This window comes from Funiculus sociatus GB2-C1 (assembly GCF_039962115.1).
Classification (GTDB): Bacteria; Cyanobacteriota; Cyanobacteriia; order Cyanobacteriales; family FACHB-T130; genus Funiculus; species Funiculus sociatus.
The window spans coordinates 1-16862 of the sequence record NZ_JAMPKJ010000016.1; the positions used below are offsets into that span (position 1 = coordinate 1).

Here is a 16862-nt window from a genome sequence, read left to right on the forward strand (position 1 = left end):
AACGAAGAGGTTATGGATTTAGAAACTTCAACAATTTTAAATTAAGAAGTTTTCTAACTTGGCATTTCGCCAGCTAGTTTCAGTTTTTTTTACATACCATGTTCGGTAGAGCCTAATAATATTTCTGGATTTGCTGGGTATCCCCTAGCGATTAAAGATAGAGCAATTGGACTTATGGCAACTTTTAGCCACTATGGTATAGAGCCAGAATTTTTAGAGGCTGTACAGACGCTTTGTACAATTTATCGCGTTAGATACAGCTTGGCAGTACCAGGAAGAAAAGCAGATTTGGCAGTCTTCAACTCGTAACCATAGATTTAAACACCTTTCTCTATCGGAGCAGAGGTGCAAATTTAAAAGCTCAAACTTGTTATCAGGAACTCCATCAAGCGCTCATAAACGGCTGGATTCAGCAGGCTAACCAGACTACTTAAAAAGTGAAACAATCCAAGCACCCGTTATGCTCATCAACACAATAATCTCCAAAACTTTCAGAGGAAAGGACAGCTTCAACCACTCTTTAGCTAAAGTAGGTTGCAAACCATTCCACCATTGAAAAATATTTTCGCGCCACAAAGCGGGACTATCTTTAGGGCGGAACTGGTAGCTTAATATTGACACGAGAAGGGGAATTCCTCCTACCTTGGCACTCATTAACAGATGCAAGGCGATGCAGACAACCATCACCACCCATGAAATGAGGTGAGCATAATACCAACTATGATTAAGCTCTCCCTTAGGTAGCCACTTTTCATCCATCATCTTCCCGGAGAAAACTGCAAAAGTCAGTGCTAATATAGCAAGCGTGTTAATTACTCGATGCAGCGTATACCACCATATAGGTGTACCTAATTGCCCAAGTTTTGCCACAAAATCCTGCTGGATAAGCCTTTTGTGTCCACGATGGAAAGCGTATAGAGCAAATAGAGGAAATACAAGTAAGGCATATAGCCCAAAGGTGCCATGAATTCCTTCTATTTCCTTTAACTCAGGCAAGGGAATTCTTCCCCATCGTCCATCGTAGACATCGTATGTCCAATATGCGGTCAAAATCGCGGCAATTACGAAAAGGCCAGTAAAGCCATGCAGAATACGAAGAAGAAAAGGTTGGTATGGCCCAGAGAGTTTTGCAGGCATATTCAGAAAGTTATCGAAATCTTCCCTACGTCTTTGACTTAATTCAATTGTCTCACCCTGCGATCGCCCTACTGACAATACCTTAACCTCTAAACCCTTCACTCACAACCTCTTCAAGTCTTCTCAAAGAGTTGGAGGTGGTTTCCTACCTCAACTTGCCCTAAAATAGAATATCGCCCTATTAAAAAATTCATAACCTATCGATTTAGATAGGGATTTGATGGCTGCTTGGCAGAGTTTCCGACAGCGCGATCGCCGCCGCTAGTCCTATCCTTAGACTTAAACCTTCCGTCTTCTGAGATAGAAAACGCCTCCTTATCTAACACCTAATTTGGCAATACATTCGAGCAATTAAGCGATAAATGAGCCAATGAAACGCCTTATTTCGTTGTTGTTATAGGAGGTAGCTAAGCCATGTCTATAAACTACTGCTTGATGGAAAGAGTCTTGCTTGGAAAAAATCTGCAAAAATGCACCTGCACCACTATCAGCAACTTCTAACATCCTATGCCCGAAATCTACTTTCAAATTCAATGTCCTGATAGTTCTCAGGAAACCTGCTATTCCCTTTCTTTAGTCGTCAAAGACTATTTTACACCTAATAATGAGTCTGAGCTGGATGACTTTGTTGAGCGATCGCGTTCAGCCCTGAAAATTGCAAGCGATCGCGTCCAGGAAAAGTATGGCATACCTTGTGGTTTAGCTTGGAGACATCTGCAAGACATTGAAGTTAAATTTGCTCACTAAAGCTATCTATCTCAACCAAAAGTGCGGTTCATTCAGTTTATTGAATAGATACAACTGCAACTAAATTCTCTCCCCTCACAATTGTGATATTCAAACCATGTATAGCAGTCCTAAAGACATCGTAAAATTTCATTTCTAGAGACGTTCTATATTTCCCGAAAAAGGTGCCAAACGTAAATTTGGCAGTCCTGAAATATCTGAAGCCAGAATCAGGGCCGGTTGAAATCCGTAAAGTGGAAGTTACAGCTAAGATTCACTCAAACGAAGCGGTGTTGGATGAAATCTGGAGTTTTGTTGGGTTTCGCATCCAAAGAGCCAAGCTACATAGAGTTTAGATTTTTAGCTTTAAGTGAACCGTATTGGTTTTTAACCCACAAAAAAACGATACCGCTTCCGTTGGAACATACTTATAATGGCATAAGTCTTGATGTAAAGATGTATGCCAAGCATCATCTATCTAACTCAGTGTTATCCCGCAGGCATTACAGTGCCTCTTATTACTACTCGGCTTCACCAACTTTAAGAGTTTTTAGTTCCCTCTTAGCTTGGTTTTTGTAATTGGCAAAACTTATTACCATAATTACAGGAGATTCGCTTTTGTGATGGACAGAGTAACTAGGAAAATCGTCGGCTTCTTGCTACTGCGTAAAACTTCCACTTTAGTTATAGCTGCGATGATAGTTTTACCTATAGGCTTTGCCCTACCTGCTTGTTCGCGACCTTTCCCTCGTCAGCGACCTGTTTTTGATCAGCCAACGTTAACTCCAAGCAATCAGAGTATACCTACTCAGTCTCTGTACAAACCTAATCTTGGTTCCTATACCGTTGGAGTCGCAGACGACCTCTCTCTCTTCGACAGTCGGCGCAAGCGACAACTTCCTGTTAAGGTTTACTATCCTCAAGGGCAAGGACCATTCCCTGTAATTATCTTTTCTCATGGGGGAGGTGGCTCCAAGGAGGGCTTCTCATACTTAGGCGAATTCTGGGCTAGTCAGGGATACATCTCCATCCATCCGTCTCACAGTGATTCATCTTTTTTGCGGGAAACCGAAGATAATGCCCAACCTTTAGAGTATCGCCCTCAAGACGTATCGTTTGTCATAGACTCTCTGCAAGCATTAGAAGGGAAAATTCCCCAGTTGCGAGGGAAAATAGATCGCGCTCGCATTGGTGTCGCTGGCCACTCATTTGGCGCCTATACAAGTATGTTGCTTGCAGGAGCATTGGTAGACACGGCTCAGAAACAGGATGTTAGTTTCCGAGATAATCGTGTCCGTGCGTTTTTAGCAATATCTCCGTCGGGAACTGGTAGAGGCGGGTTAGATGAGCGTTCTTGGGATAAAATAAACGTTCCTGTGATGTTAGTTAGTGGTCGTAATGAAAGAGGCGACGATTGGAGAATGGAGCCTTTTTATAATATGCCTCCAGGTAATAAGTATTACCTCTTGTTCGATGGTGCCTCCCACTCATCCTATAACGACTATAAGCCGGGTGGTAGACGTGGGCGCTTTCAAGATCAAGAGACTATTGAAAATATTCACACTTATCTCCAGAGTACGAGTATTGCTTTCTGGGATGCTTACCTCAAACAGGACAATACTGCTAAACAGTTTCTCCAGTCTGATGTGTTGCCAAGTAGCAATATAGATCAGTCTCCAAGTAGTAGAGATCCTTTCCCTCCTAGCAATAGAGATGTTTTTCCTGGTGGGGGTAGAGTACCAAGTAGCAGTGATAGTCAAGTCACACTTTTTAAGAAGTGATTGACTCTTAGGAGAATGGTACTAAGTTGACAATCCTAAGGCTTTGAGCCACAGGATTGTCACGGGAAGCCACAAGCGCCTTGTGGCACATTAGTGAAGGTGCCTTTCGGATTCATAGTTCCAGTATTTGTTCCTAGCAAAGCGTTCTCGACCTGAAACGTCGAATAATCGGTCTGCGTCAGTTTAAAGTCTGAGTTGCTTGTGTTACTAAGAAGTTGCAAGCAGAGCTTGGCGTTATTGCTCACTATTGCCTTAAAATCGTTGCTCGTCAAAGCGTTGAGCCGGACACCAGCAAATACTTGAGAATTACTCGCATCTTTATTTCTATCCAGAATGCGAATTCCATCTGAACCGACATTAATAACCATATTCGACTCAATTAGAGCTCGCAGCTGGCTACTGTCTTTCGTTTCTATATTAATACCTTTATCGACACTGTTAGAAATCGTGTTGTTGGTGATGGTTGTCGTCGAAAGCGTCCTGTCTTTGAATTCAGCGTTGATGCCGATTGCGGTGTTGGAAATTGTGTTGTTGGTGATGGTTGTCGTCGAAACTGAATTTTCATGAGTTTTGAACCTAATACCTTCAGTCCCAGTGGTATCGATCGTGTTTGCTGAAACCGTGATTTGTACCTTCGGAGTCCCCTGAATAGAACTGTCCACACTAGGAATAGTGCCGAGACCTAGCGTTGCTCCCTGTATAACGATACTCACACCATGATCTGCAACTTTACGAAGTACATTATTGGAAACAGTAGCTATTGCTTGGCTATCACCATTAAAGGCCAAGGTAATGCCACTATCCGAGATGTTATCAAGGGTGTTGCCGCTGATGGTGAGAGGCACTATTTGAGCATTGTTCCCAATGTTAATGTCAATCCCATCAGTACGAACACCACTACTAGAAGTACTAACGCCACCACTACTATCACTAAAGTTGCCCAGGTTGCGAATAGTGTTGTTCAAAATCTGAACTGTTCCCTGAACTGGGCTGGAACACGGCTCAAAATTTAGACAAATGCTGACTTCGATTCCATCAATGGCGGATGGCGACGGATTATCTTCCACTGTGTTGCCTGAAATTGTCAGGTCAACTGGACCAATATTGTTGCGGATAAAGATGCCGCTTTCAACGTTGCCAGTAAATCTAATAGGAACAGTAGTACCGTTTGTTGTCCCTTTGACTGTATTATTAATGATTCTAACTCTGCCGATAGCATTTTCCAGAAAAATGCCTTCACCCAGCGCATTCGTGACCAGATTGTCGCGAATCGTCACATTACTAAGGTTCCTGCCACTAATAGCTTGAGTGCCAGGAGAATCTACATAGAATCCGGAGATAGTGGTGTTATCACCCAGCGTCACTGTTCCCCTGACTTGCGGCAGCACAGAAGCACCGGAAAGAGGAAGCAGGACGCTTGCTTGCTGAATGGTATCGAGTTGCTGCACTGGCCCTGTTGACAGCAACTGGACACCATCTGGAACAGTAAATGAGCCAATTCCCGAATTGGTACCCGGTTGCACATAAACAATATTCTCAGCCCCAGCCACATTCAAAGCATCTTGCAGTGTGCCATAAGGACGCTCAAACGTGCCATCTCCCCCACCAGCACCCAAGTTGACATGCTCGAAAAAATACGGATTGTTCGTTTTGGGATTTGTGGCTTGGACTGTAAAGCTTTCGGTTAACCACTCAGATTCCGATTGTCGATCAACCAAAATATTGGCTTGACGTGCTACCGACTGGTTCATCCGTGCCAGTACCTGATGGGAACTGCTATCTTTCAGGCGACGTGCGGGGAAAGAAGCTGCTAGGCTCAAAACTAGATTGGTACCAAAAGTGGCGTCATTTTGAACTGACAAACCCAAGCTTAAAGTATCACTCGGACGAACAGCTAAGCGAGTACGCCAACCGAGAATTTCGGCGCTACCGGGTGCATCGTAATAGTACAGCCCAGCATAGCCCCGGATGTCACCGGTTGCCCCCAACTGGGCAATTTTGGCACCCGCCTCGATATCGAATCCTGCCATTGCGACTTGATATTGGCGCAGTATTTGACGCGATCGCAGGGAATGGAAGTTTAAATAATTTCCGGCGAAGAAGGTGTCTTGTAGTACCACTCCTGTGTCGAAAATGTCTTCTTTTACCTGTTGGCGGGTATCTCCCACTGGGATGTAGACGTTGGCGCGAACATCCCAGTTTTGACCTAAACTTTCAAACCCCGCACCTAGTTGGTTGAAATTAGCTAATCCTGTGTTGCGGTTGTCGTAGGCGATGTAGCCGCCGATGATTCTGTCGTCAGAAGAACTGTAAAACCGATGTCCCAGCAATAGGTTCCCGCCGAGTGTGGAATCATTTATTGACCAGAGTAGCTGTCCTTCTAAAAAGGTGAGGCTATTTCCCGGATTTTGCAACAGGGGAATAAAACCCTCAAAGCTGGCAAAGTCATCGAAGCCTGCACCTGATGTGGTGTAGTTAATTCCCAGTCGCGGAGTAAAAAAGGGGGGATTATCTTTTGCGGTTTCTGTTGACGGCTCAGTTTGAGCGTTAACTGTCTTACTTGTTGCTAGAGTGAGTGTTACTAGCAATAGCCAACTTATGTACACTAATGGTGATAGTTTACTCATAGGGATGTTAACTACTCGTAACCCATTTCTTGAGCTAACTCCACAACTTCAGGCATAAATCCTTTGCGGTCTTTGCGCCACGCTAACGAACCTTCGAGTTGACTGGGTGCTATAGTTTGAGCGCGAAAAGCTGGAGACTTCAAAAAGTTAGGATCGTTGCCCAAGTGCGCTCCATAGGGGCCTAAAGAAGCATAGGGAGAATCCTGAGGGCGTAACATAGCTTCAAAGATCGATTCATCCCAGGAAAATTCTAACCACCGACATATTTTTTCCAAATATAATCGAGGTTCGTTTAAAATGCTTTCTCCATGTAAGTGCATTTTCCGATGGTTGGGAATTTCATTCAAAAAATCTAAGATGGTGCATTGCATCTTGTACCAAGCGATTTGAGGATCGACGGTGGGTGGATTAGTTGCATAATCAACAGAATTAGATAGGACAGCCATAAGTTTACCAGCACGAACATCCATCAGCGACTGGCCTTGGGTTCTAGGATGGCGCGTAAGGTGAAGGTAGTAAGCATCTGGAAAAGTTTTGCGGATGCGATTTAGAGTTTCCAGTTTTGCGGCGTACACAGGGCTTTTATCGATAATTCGTAGTGGCGAAACTTTGCTACACAGTTCAATGTAAACTTCTCCTACATTACAATCGCGACGTCTTCTTATCCAGCGATGAGCCATGTCTATCGAATTGAGTGTTTGTTCGCCAGCGTAGAGTTGAGCGACAGTTCGCAATAAGCCATGCAGCTGAAATCGACGAAAACCACTCATGCGGTGTACAAACTGTTCTAGAGTTTCAGTAACAAACAAATTTAGTTCCGGCACCCCATAGGCTTCGGGATGCTGTCCTATCATGGCACAGCTCAGAGAGGTGAAGGAACGTGGAGATGCAAGAATAAATACAGGCTGGGGGACTGGCATAATGATGACCTCTGCTGTGAGGGCGAAAACTATTAGGGTGAAGTCTGCTGGTAAGATAAAATATTTATCCTCTAGGAGCAATTGCGGAGCCAAATTCATCGGCAATCGGGTTAGAGTTTGAAGGCTGGGTTAAACTCATGTTTGAGAAGCGAACCGGCTAGCTCAGATATGTACAATATTTCATTTTATGAATCAAAATCGCAACACATCAGACGAAAAGCGCCAAGAAGTTTTACAACGTCTACGAACTCGTCGTGGAGAAGCAAGACGCACTGACTTAGGGCAGACAGAAATGAACCTTGAGCCAGACGCTTCGGTCATGCAACCCTTCCAGAGTTCACAAGAACTGCAAGCAGATGTAGTTGAAGGGGCCGATGTCAGTCTACAAAAATCGGAACTGGCGCAAGACGATAAACAAATAGAGGAAATAGAGAATCTTCGGCTTTTACGACAAGCTAGACGAGCCAGACGGGCGGACAAAAAACAGGCAAAAATACAGCTAGAACAAAACGCTTCACAAACATCAAAACTTGGGCAAGAAGAGAAACTGATAGAGAATTTTCTACGTTTACGGCAAGCTAGGCGAGCCAAACGGGCGGGTAGACAGCAGCCCCAACCGGAACCAGAACAAAACGATCTGCTATTACAGGCTGTCCTGAAAGGACGCAGGCGCAATATAGAATCAGAAAACATTTCGTCAGATGATTTTGTTGGCACTATGCGGCAGCTGTTAGGTAGTGCAGAAACCGATCTAAACTTGCTGCCCCTGGAAGAAATAGAACAGCGCCGAAAAGATATCAAGTATCGCTATGATTGGATGCGAGCCATACTTGAAGAAATGCGAGAAGAATTAGATAAACTTCAGGAGCATATGATTGGCAGGCTACAAGCAAGTACACAAAGTCAGGAAGATTCCAAGCAGGATTGAATTTTTGCGATCGCATACTGGAGGTACGTGTCAAATTCTATATCTGCGCTTACCAATAAGCAACATCTACTTCAGACCAATCTAGCTGTTAGTTTATCCTGTGAATCTCCTACTTTCTGTGCGAATACCTTCTGTAGGCGATAGTACAAAAATACTGTAACTACTGCACCACTTTTGTTCATCAGAATAGGTTTAAACCAAGCTGTAATAAATCTCAATCTACAAGCGGCAAGCAATGACTGAACCCCTGATTATCCTCTCTCCTCCACGTTCTTTCTCGTCAGTTGTGTCCACTATCATCGGTCAGCATCCAGAACTGTATGGTTTTCCAGAACTTCATCTTACTGTGGGTGATACAGTGGACGAGGTCATCCGTCATCACGAATATAGAAGAAGCCTGGAAAGTCCGCCCGGATTACTCCGAACCTTAGCACAACTAAACTATGGAGTCCAAACGACACAGAATGTTTTTAAAGCACGAGCATGGTTGGATGAACGACGAAATTGGTCTACTAAAAAACTATTCGACTATCTGCTCGATAAAGTCAGTCCTAAAATTGCTGTGGAAAAAAGTCCAATCACAGCAATGAAACCTCAATTTCTTGAGCGTATCTATGCTTTTTTCCCAAAAGCTAATTATCTGCACCTAACTCGCCATCCGATTCCCACAAGAGCATCAATGCTCGAATTTTTTGATAAAAAACGAAGAGTGAAAAGAGATCCTACTACAGGGTTGCCAATAGATCCGCTCAAAGATTGGTTTAATATGCATAACAATATTATGAATTTGACTAATACACTCCCTCTGGGACAGTGTATGCGGATAAAGGGCGAGGATGTATTATCTGACCCTGATTTGTACTTACCACAAATATCTGAATGGCTTGGCATACGGACTGACGTGGAAGCTATTGAAGCGATGAAGCATCCAGAAGATTCACCCTATGCTTGTATTGGCCCATTTCCAGCGCGTGGAGGTAATGATACAAAGTTCATGCGTAGTCCTCGCCTGCGTCAAGGTAAAGTCCGGGAACCATCTCTTAAAGATGAATTGGAGAAGGGTGAATTGAAAGAAAATTTGGATGAAGAATTTGTTGAAAAAGTTGTCAAGTTTGCCAAGCAACTAGGCTATCGGTAGCGTGTTATTAACCCAGAAAGGAATAGAAATGTCTAAGCTGTCTTTAATGACCGCCCAAGGATTGAAAGATATTAGTCCAGTTAATATAAACGGACTAGGGAGCATAGCTACCTCTTCGATGGCTACGTTCCAAGATCGCCTGTACTTAGCGGCAATATGCGAGACTGGTAAAAAATCATACAATGGAAAAATATTGCGCTACGACTCAGAAAATGATAGTTGGGAAGAAGTATATGCAGCAGCATTAGAAGGAGAAAATAATTATAAAGGTGTTGGGAGTGGTAATAGCCCTTCGGGCATACCGTTGGCGATCGCATTCTTAGAAGAAACACCTTCGCTAATCGTTAGCTTCCTTTCTCCCTCTGGTTCGCAACTTCTACGTTCAGAGGATGGCAAGACTTTTCATACCCTCCCAGAACCCCAGCTAGACAAGCATCTCCTGTCATTTCGTTGCCTCCTGCCATTCCAGAATCGGCTGTACGCCATTCCCGCAGACGATAAGGCAAAAAACGTCATCTGCGCCTGTGATGACTCTGCAACAGGCAAATGGCAAGCAGTCAATCTTCCAGGGTTCGATAGTTTAGACAATCAAGCTATTTCTCAAATAGTGGCGTTCAACAATTGCCTGTACGCCGGAACTGTAAATCCCGAAACAGGTTGCCAAATCTGGAAAATTCAGGATACCGAGCAAACACCCTATACTTGGAAAAAAATTATTTCTGATGGTGCGCGTGGGTATACCTTTAACTCCTTTGTATCTTCTATGGTTGTTTTCCAAGGCAATTTGTATTTTGCCACCGGAATGCCTGCGGATGGTTACGACAGAGGTAATGATATTCCCATTAGTGCGCCGGAAATCATTCGTATTTATCCCGATGATAGCTGGGATTTGATTGTTGGCGCACCTAAGTTTACTCCCGATGGTTTGAAAGTTCCCTTATCAGTTATGGGTGCGGGATTCGATGATTCTCACAATTGTACGCTCCAGTTTATGACTGTTCATAATGAGTGTTTGTATGTGGGAACTCAAGGAAAAGGTGGTTTTCAGCTTTGGGCTACAGAAGATGGTGAAATATGGGAACCAATCCGTCTAGAACCATTAAGCGATCGCCGTGATATAGAAATCTATACTGTAGTAACTACTCCGTTGGGATTAGTTACTGTTTTAGGTAAAACAAATCTCCAGAATACCGACAATCCATCGAAGCCTAAAACCCACGATTTGGAAGTTTGGTTAGGAAAGTAAATACAAAGCCTGTTGTTGGCTGTACTGATAAACCATAAGAGGTTATGGATATGAAAACAGTGGCTATTTCTGAAAGCTTTGGCTCGATGGTCTACCATGAAAGCGAGACTAATGTATGTAATTTAGATAAAGAGCAAATTATTAAATTATTCAAATCTTCTGGATTTTTACTGATCAGAGGATTCGATACAGACACTGAACAATTTAAAAAATTCACCGCCTCACTCAGCACAGAATTCATGCCCTATATCGGTGGCGCTTATAACCAAAGAGAGGCAATTAACGGCGACAAAACTGTTTTATCAGTAACCGGGGCAAATCTGAGATATGCAGTGCCGCTGCATGGGGAAATGTACTATACCAAAAATAAACCAAGTCTGCTGTGGTTTTATTGTGCTACTCCCCCCTTGACTGGTGGTGAAACAACAGTATGTGATGGAATCCAGGTTTATCAGAAATTGAGTGATTCCACAAAAGAATTATTTCACACAAAACGGTTGAAATATATTCGCAGCTATCCGAAATTCATGTGGCAAGAAATATATAAAACTGATGATTTGAATATAGTTAAAAGAATCTGCCAAGAAAACGATACATCCCTAAAGGTAGATGAAAAAGACCACTCAATTACTACTGAATTTGTTACTTATGCGATTACTGAAAGCGGGACACATAAAGCTTTCATCAATAACATCTTGCCAGTAATTGCCCAGGAATACGTCCAGGGTTTGCAATCGAGTATTGTTAGGTTTGAAGACGGTTTAAAAATTCCTGATGACGTAATTTTTGAACTCAAGGACGTTACTGATAAATTGACTCTCCCGATTGCATGGCAAAAGGGAGATATCTTGATGATAGATAACACAAGATTACTTCATGGCAGAAAGTCGTTTTCTGATAATCAAAGAGAGATTTATGTCAGGATGGGCCATTTAGCTAATTAAGCATAGAACTAATAATTCATGACTAATAATATCAAAATCGGTTGATTGCCCATAATAAAAGAATCCCGCCCCGGTCTTCGCCTGCGCCTCCGGCTCTCTGGTTGACTTGCTTCCTAAGAGTTGGGGGTGGAATCTCGGTTTCCTCGTAATTGTGGGTAATTAACCAGATTTGATATGTCTAATCTTATTTTCCTTGCCACACCTCAAGACCACTATTTGGGTTATCTGTGTAAGTCCATTCCCACTCATCGCTTACCTTCGTAGCTACTTTTGGGCCGAAGGGATTAGCTGTGCCGATAAAAACGCCATGAGGCGTAGAAACGATGTTGCGAACTCCATAGTTATATGGATTTTGGAATCCTTGGCGGGTGACTGGTAGCCAATTTTCTCCATCGTAGGTTCGCCACAGGTCAAAGCCGCCTTGATGCTCAATAATATTTTCTACTCCTACCCGCTTTAGGAAACTAAATAGCCTCTGAGTTTTACCCTCAAAATTGGTGTAGCGGAGGAAGATAGTCCAATCCATAGTGCCTGCATAAAGCCAGCCATCATGGATACTCATCTTCCAGATGTAGCCGCCGAAATAATTATTAAATCCCGGATAAAAGCCGCTTAGATGCTGTTTTCCTTCACGGGGATTTCCTACAATTAGTTCCCAGGAGCCATCGTGATGCAGCCTGATAATTTCAGCGGCGGCTGGCCCTATTTTATTCTGCTGATCGTAGCCGCCGCCTTGAATACCAGTGCCTACATATAAAGCATCATTAAAAACTACCATGCTGACCGTGATTTGATTTAAACTACCACGACCAGCACCATCTGAGATTACCTTTGTCCATTCATAGGGTGGTTCCCCTTCTGCCAAAGTACGCCATATTTGAAAACCATTGTTGTTGGCGGTTCCAGCATATAGATAATCGCCAAATCCGACTAACTCGAAAATAGCTTGATTACTTGGATCTCCAAATCCGGGTTCATTTACTATTTGCCATTGACCTTTAGCAGGATCGCGGCTTTCACAAATAAATGGGACACCAGAAATATTATGTTTACCTCCAGCAGAACCTGTTGGCGCTGTAAATAATTTGCCTTTAAAAGGTACGAGCAAGCGTGTACTTGTAAATTTTAAACCTATTAAACCAGGCTGGGATACGGGGAGAAAGTTTTTGCCATCTTCACTGCGTAAAATTAAAGCCCCTTCCCCGCGCGATCGCGACCAATTCGCCAGATAAAGTACAGGCTCAGTGTCCGATTCTCCCTGGAACACCACCATCGCCCGATAGCCAAGTTCGCGGCTAATTTCATCTCCCTCACTGCCGATAACCATCGGAGCTTGATGAACGCGCTCCCACTGTTCTAAAACTGGACTATAGCGCCAGATTTCCCCTCGTGCCTGATTTTGCTCAAACTCTGGGGAATAAACTGGATAGGGACACTCAACAGGCCAAACGCCAATTTTTACATGAGGCATTCCGGCTTTGATGAGACAGAGATTGGCGCGGGAAGTCCCAACATAGAGATGGTCTTTAAACCACGCAATCGCATGAGCGTAGCAATTATTTAAGTCTCCAAAACCGTTCTGACAAATCTTGCGAAAGTTGGATTCTTTCAGCCCTGGTTTTGGTTCTGGATTAAAAATTCTCATTTCGGTACTAACAGGCATTGTCTAAATAATTAAGTTGCTTTAAAAAGCTTTTTACTGATGCTATTAATGCTTGCGGTTGAGATACTGGAAAAAAATGTCCAGCAAGAGGAACAAACTCGAAATGTGCGTGAGTCCATACTTCTTTTAAAGCATTAGCAGTTGGAAGTGTGGGCGAAGATTCACCATAAATCGCTAATGTAGGTTTGTTTATTTGCTGCAATTGCTCTAAACTAATACCTTCGATATTTTTTAAATCGCGCCGTGCCGAAGTTGTTTCCAATAACTTTAGCCAGCGTGATGCAGTGCGTTGACTATTTTCTGGCACCAATTTTGATAATAATCTGCGGAGGCGATGTTTCCCTTTTGGTAATCTCATCTGCAATCGCGCGATCGCTTCGAGTATTTGATACCCAGATTCTGGATCGTCTTCATCCAGTTCAACACCAATCCGGTTTAAAATTCGTTGTGTCCTTTTCCAACGGGGCCAGTCGCGCAACCTCTGCCTCGGCTGCAACACTCTCAAGCGTACATCTACCAGAATTAAACTTTCTACACGCTCTGGATAGGCACAAGCAAAATCTAAGATGACAGAACCGCCAAAGCTGTGCGCCATTAAATGAGCGGTTTCTATTCCCAAATAATCTAATAATTCCCTTAAATCCTCAGCCATTTGTGGGGGAGTATAGCCATTTTCAGGCATGGAACTTCGTCCGTGTCCGCGCAGATCGAAGAGTGTTACCGGATGGGTAACACTCAGCTCTAGTGCCAGATGATACCAAAAAGCCAAATTTGTCGCCAACCCATGCACCATAACTAGGTTGCTTGGGATGTCGTTTTGACTATCTTGCTCCCCCTCTATTCCCTGCTCCCCTTGATAAAGGGGGTTTAAAGGAGAATCGAGGGACAACTTTTGAGGGAGTTGAAGATAGTTTAAATCGACTGCTTTTAGGTGAGCGACAGGCAATTTCTACTCCAGGTAGCCAAGCATTTGTAGTTGAGCGAGGATTTTATCTTTTTCATCCTCGGTAATATTCCCAGACTGATTATCGACTTCTGGAGCGCGATCGCTTGCCGTTGTAGCACCTGTAACTACTGGTTTTGACTCCAAACACTCATCAGTAAAGAAGCTCTTGGCAACCAATCCCTCCAGATTCGAGGGAATCTCTAAGCCTAAACTATACAACAAAGTGGCAGGAACATCTGCAACATTATGTCGCTCAGCTTCAAACCCACTTTTGATACCTTTCCCTCCCGCCAGGAAAATGCCATCAGGATGATGAGTTCCTTGGGGTGATTTCCGGGGTTCCACGGGAGGTAAGACATTGTTAATAGAAACAAAGCCGTAATCACGCAAAACTAAAGTTAAATCCGGTGCTTCTAAAAGAGCATCCCCCGAATATACATCTTCGCGCTTATAAATGGCTTGGATAATCCGTTCTCCTGTGTTCTCGTCTTTGAAATTTTCCAAGTCTTGAATTAGTTTTTCCCGGAAACTTTCATACTCTTCCGGTTTTATTCCAGGTTCTCCCGGCTTTTTAGCAACGCGAATTGCAATCCCATTGCTAGAAGGAGTTGGACAGTAAGCTAAGGTTTCTTCCCAATCTAAGTTAGCAAAATTGCTGGCTTCCCGTCTCTTTTCCGCCTCAGAGTTATCCACTTTTCTCCAAGTCAGATAACCTTTTTCATGCAAAAAGGCATTGATGCGAACAACTTCTGTAGTTGCTGTAAAGCCATGATCCGATGCCATGAAAACTTGAGCATCTGGCCCCGCAATTTCTACAAGTCGCTGAATATAACCATCTAAGCGGCGGAAATATTCCAAGCAAGACTTCCGCATTTGTTGCTGCCAAGGCGTGTTGTGTGTGGGGTATATCCCAGGATCGAGGAATTCCCAAACTTGATGCTGAAGTTTGTCGGTACCATCAAACAAAACTGCCATCAAATCGGGACTATCTTCGGTTAGCAGTTTCTCCGCCACCCGGAACCACTGTTCCTCCCGAATAATATGATATTTAACCCAATTTTCCAGGTCATCTGTACTCATGTAGGTTAGAGTTTGATTTTCTTTTTCAAAGTCCCACGCCAACTCTTTGGGATCGAAATCTGGAATTTCTTTGAGTCGGTCGTACAATTCAGGTGGTGTTGTGTTGCGACGCAGATGTTTCCAGGGGACAAAACCAGGAACGAGAGAACCGGAAATCGGTCGCGGTGGTGCTGTAAATGGAAAGTTTAAAGCTACAGCGGTGCGATTTTGACGACTTGCCATTGACCAGATTGTTTCTGTACGAATATCCCGTGAATCATACAAGGTGAAATAAACATCCTGACCTTTATCTTCGTAGCGCACAAAGTCATAAACCCCATGACTTCCTGGAGTTCTTCCTGTCATAATGGAAACCCAAGCTGGCGGGGTCAAAGGATTGGGAGTTGAGCGCAATTTTGCCCGTACTCCTGTTTCCATAAACTGTTTCAGAAAAGGCATCGTTACGCCAATTTCTGGCAAATCAGAGGTGATATTATCCAGAACTGTGAAGGTAGCACCATCGAGTCCGATAAAGAGAGTGCGAGTCATTATTTTTACCCGTTTAATTTTTGTGTTACAAAGGTTACTATTTCGCCTACGCTGAGGTCATCTACATAGCGACCGCCGCGCATTAGCAACTGATCGAACCCTAACTTTTGCTTAAAATGCTCTTCCAAAGTCACAACTAAATGAATGATGTCAACAGAAGCAAAACTCAGGTCTTCTACTAACTTTGTATTACCAGTAATTCCATCTAATTCCAGTTCCCATTCTTGGGTCATATCTTGCAGAATGTTGATGATTGTTGAGTGAATGTTTGTTTCGGTGACTTGCATGATTTTTGCCTCTTTAAAACCCGGATTGTTGCTTTTTTAATGTCGCCCCTACCCTACGAGAGGAGGAGAATCTGGCCTCCTCTCCCCTATGAGGGAAGGGAGTCGAGGGTTAGGTTTTTGTGGCGTTTATTTATGCCCATCTATTTAACACTGACAAATAGCTAAGACTTCATTATTGCCATACCATATATTGACAGAAAAACAATCATTATTGTGAGTTACTTTTACTTGTTTACCATCAGGAGAACAGGAAGCGATCGCCCACTTTCCCGGTACTCCTTGCAATCCTGTCCCGACTGCTTTGCTGGCAGCTTCCTTGGCACACCAAAAACCGAGTGCAATCAGGAAATTTGCCGAAGGTAGCAATTCCAATTCTGATGGGCTGAAGGCAGCATCAATCCAATCTTCAAAGCGAATATTTCCCAGTCTTTCTAAGTCGATACCAAGACGCGATCGTCCTAAAGCTGCAACTATATAACCCCGACTGTGACTGATAGAAATATCCGGTAATGGCACCATCACCTCTAAGCTAGGACAATGCAAAAACGGTTTACCCAATTCTGTAGCTAAAATTTCAATATCTACAGGTGCAATTTCCAAGTTGAAAGCTTGTTTTGCCCACTGGCGTACAGCGTCTTTAGCAGCGATCCGACCGAATAAGCGATCGCGTCGTCTTGGCCCTTTTTCTGGTAGTTTATCCCAAATTTCCCGCTCTTTGTCATTTAACATCAAATCAGCCAGTTCCTGATGCCAAGGATTTAGAGAAATTTCTGGTTTTGGATTTACATAAATACGCCTACAAACTAGACCCGTTTCTACTTGCATCCAAGGTTCGGAGAGGACAGGGGCAGAGGGGGAGAGAGGGAGAGGGGGAGAAGGAAGCATTTTTGTTGTCGGTAAGTAGATAAAAA

The 16862-nt window shown here is 43.5% G+C and carries 16 protein-coding genes; 8 read left to right on the forward strand and 8 right to left on the reverse strand.

Annotation, left to right across the window (positions count from 1 at the left end):
- The first annotated feature begins 174 nt into the window (after positions 1–174).
- On the forward strand, positions 175–309 hold the full coding sequence (locus NDI42_RS10030; protein WP_277876856.1) for a hypothetical protein: 135 nt from the start codon (positions 175–177) through the stop codon (positions 307–309).
- Positions 310–426: 117 nt separating this feature from the next.
- Here the strand turns inward: NDI42_RS10030 and NDI42_RS10035 are convergent, their stop codons facing one another.
- Complete coding sequence (locus NDI42_RS10035) at positions 427–1137, reverse strand: cytochrome b/b6 domain-containing protein (protein ID WP_190457066.1); 711 nt, start codon at positions 1135–1137, stop codon at positions 427–429.
- A gap of 507 nt (positions 1138–1644) precedes the next feature.
- Here NDI42_RS10035 and NDI42_RS10040 point away from each other — a divergent pair.
- From NDI42_RS10040 to NDI42_RS10050, 3 genes are all read left to right on the forward strand, one after another.
- Positions 1645–1884 (forward strand): MSMEG_0570 family nitrogen starvation response protein, encoded by a 240-nt coding sequence (locus NDI42_RS10040; RefSeq protein WP_190456945.1) that lies wholly within the window; start codon positions 1645–1647, stop codon positions 1882–1884.
- 164 nt (positions 1885–2048) lie between these two features.
- Positions 2049–2219 (forward strand): hypothetical protein, encoded by a 171-nt coding sequence (locus NDI42_RS10045; RefSeq protein ID WP_190456947.1) that lies wholly within the window; start codon positions 2049–2051, stop codon positions 2217–2219.
- 267 nt (positions 2220–2486) lie between these two features.
- Entirely contained in the window at positions 2487–3644 is a 1158-nt protein-coding gene (locus NDI42_RS10050) for an alpha/beta hydrolase family protein (RefSeq protein ID WP_206755943.1), read from the forward strand.
- 59 nt (positions 3645–3703) lie between these two features.
- Here the strand turns inward: NDI42_RS10050 and NDI42_RS10055 are convergent, their stop codons facing one another.
- On the reverse strand, positions 3704–6271 hold the full coding sequence (locus NDI42_RS10055; protein WP_190456951.1) for a right-handed parallel beta-helix repeat-containing protein: 2568 nt from the start codon (positions 6269–6271) through the stop codon (positions 3704–3706).
- A gap of 11 nt (positions 6272–6282) precedes the next feature.
- Positions 6283–7290: a sulfotransferase family protein gene (locus NDI42_RS10060; RefSeq protein WP_199311251.1), complete on the reverse strand. Its 1008-nt coding sequence runs from the start codon at positions 7288–7290 to the stop codon at positions 6283–6285.
- Positions 7291–7378: 88 nt separating this feature from the next.
- Here NDI42_RS10060 and NDI42_RS10065 point away from each other — a divergent pair, with 88 nt between their 5' ends.
- From NDI42_RS10065 to NDI42_RS10080, 4 genes are all read left to right on the forward strand, one after another.
- A complete protein-coding gene (locus tag NDI42_RS10065; RefSeq protein WP_190456953.1) occupies positions 7379–8119 on the forward strand; it encodes a hypothetical protein in 741 nt (246 codons plus the stop codon).
- A 235-nt stretch (positions 8120–8354) separates the two neighbouring features.
- Entirely contained in the window at positions 8355–9257 is a 903-nt protein-coding gene (locus NDI42_RS10070; protein ID WP_190456955.1) for a sulfotransferase family protein, read from the forward strand.
- A 28-nt stretch (positions 9258–9285) separates the two neighbouring features.
- The gene (locus NDI42_RS10075) at positions 9286–10503 is read left to right on the forward strand and encodes a hypothetical protein (RefSeq protein ID WP_190456957.1); all 1218 of its coding nucleotides are present in this window, start codon (positions 9286–9288) and stop codon (positions 10501–10503) included.
- A 50-nt stretch (positions 10504–10553) separates the two neighbouring features.
- Entirely contained in the window at positions 10554–11447 is an 894-nt protein-coding gene (locus NDI42_RS10080) for a TauD/TfdA family dioxygenase (protein ID WP_190456959.1), read from the forward strand.
- A 184-nt stretch (positions 11448–11631) separates the two neighbouring features.
- Here NDI42_RS10080 and NDI42_RS10085 read toward each other — a convergent pair whose 3' ends face one another.
- The 5 genes from NDI42_RS10085 to NDI42_RS10105 form a co-directional block, all read right to left on the reverse strand.
- Positions 11632–13110, reverse strand: coding sequence for a hypothetical protein (locus NDI42_RS10085; protein ID WP_199311252.1), 1479 nt, complete (start codon positions 13108–13110; stop codon positions 11632–11634).
- Positions 13100–14056 carry an alpha/beta fold hydrolase gene (locus NDI42_RS10090; protein WP_190456961.1) on the reverse strand — a complete coding sequence of 319 codons (957 nt, stop codon included), beginning with the start codon at positions 14054–14056 and terminating at the stop codon, positions 13100–13102. The genes NDI42_RS10085 and NDI42_RS10090 overlap by 11 nt, the downstream gene beginning before the upstream one ends.
- Positions 14057–14059: 3 nt before the next feature.
- On the reverse strand, positions 14060–15664 hold the full coding sequence (locus tag NDI42_RS10095; RefSeq protein WP_190456964.1) for an alkaline phosphatase family protein: 1605 nt from the start codon (positions 15662–15664) through the stop codon (positions 14060–14062).
- A gap of 5 nt (positions 15665–15669) precedes the next feature.
- Positions 15670–15951, reverse strand: a complete 282-nt coding sequence (locus tag NDI42_RS10100; protein ID WP_190456966.1) for an acyl carrier protein — start codon at positions 15949–15951, stop codon at positions 15670–15672.
- Positions 15952–16095: 144 nt separating this feature from the next.
- Positions 16096–16836, reverse strand: a complete 741-nt coding sequence (locus NDI42_RS10105; RefSeq protein WP_190456968.1) for a 4'-phosphopantetheinyl transferase family protein — start codon at positions 16834–16836, stop codon at positions 16096–16098.
- Between the last annotated feature and the right edge of the window lie 26 nt (positions 16837–16862).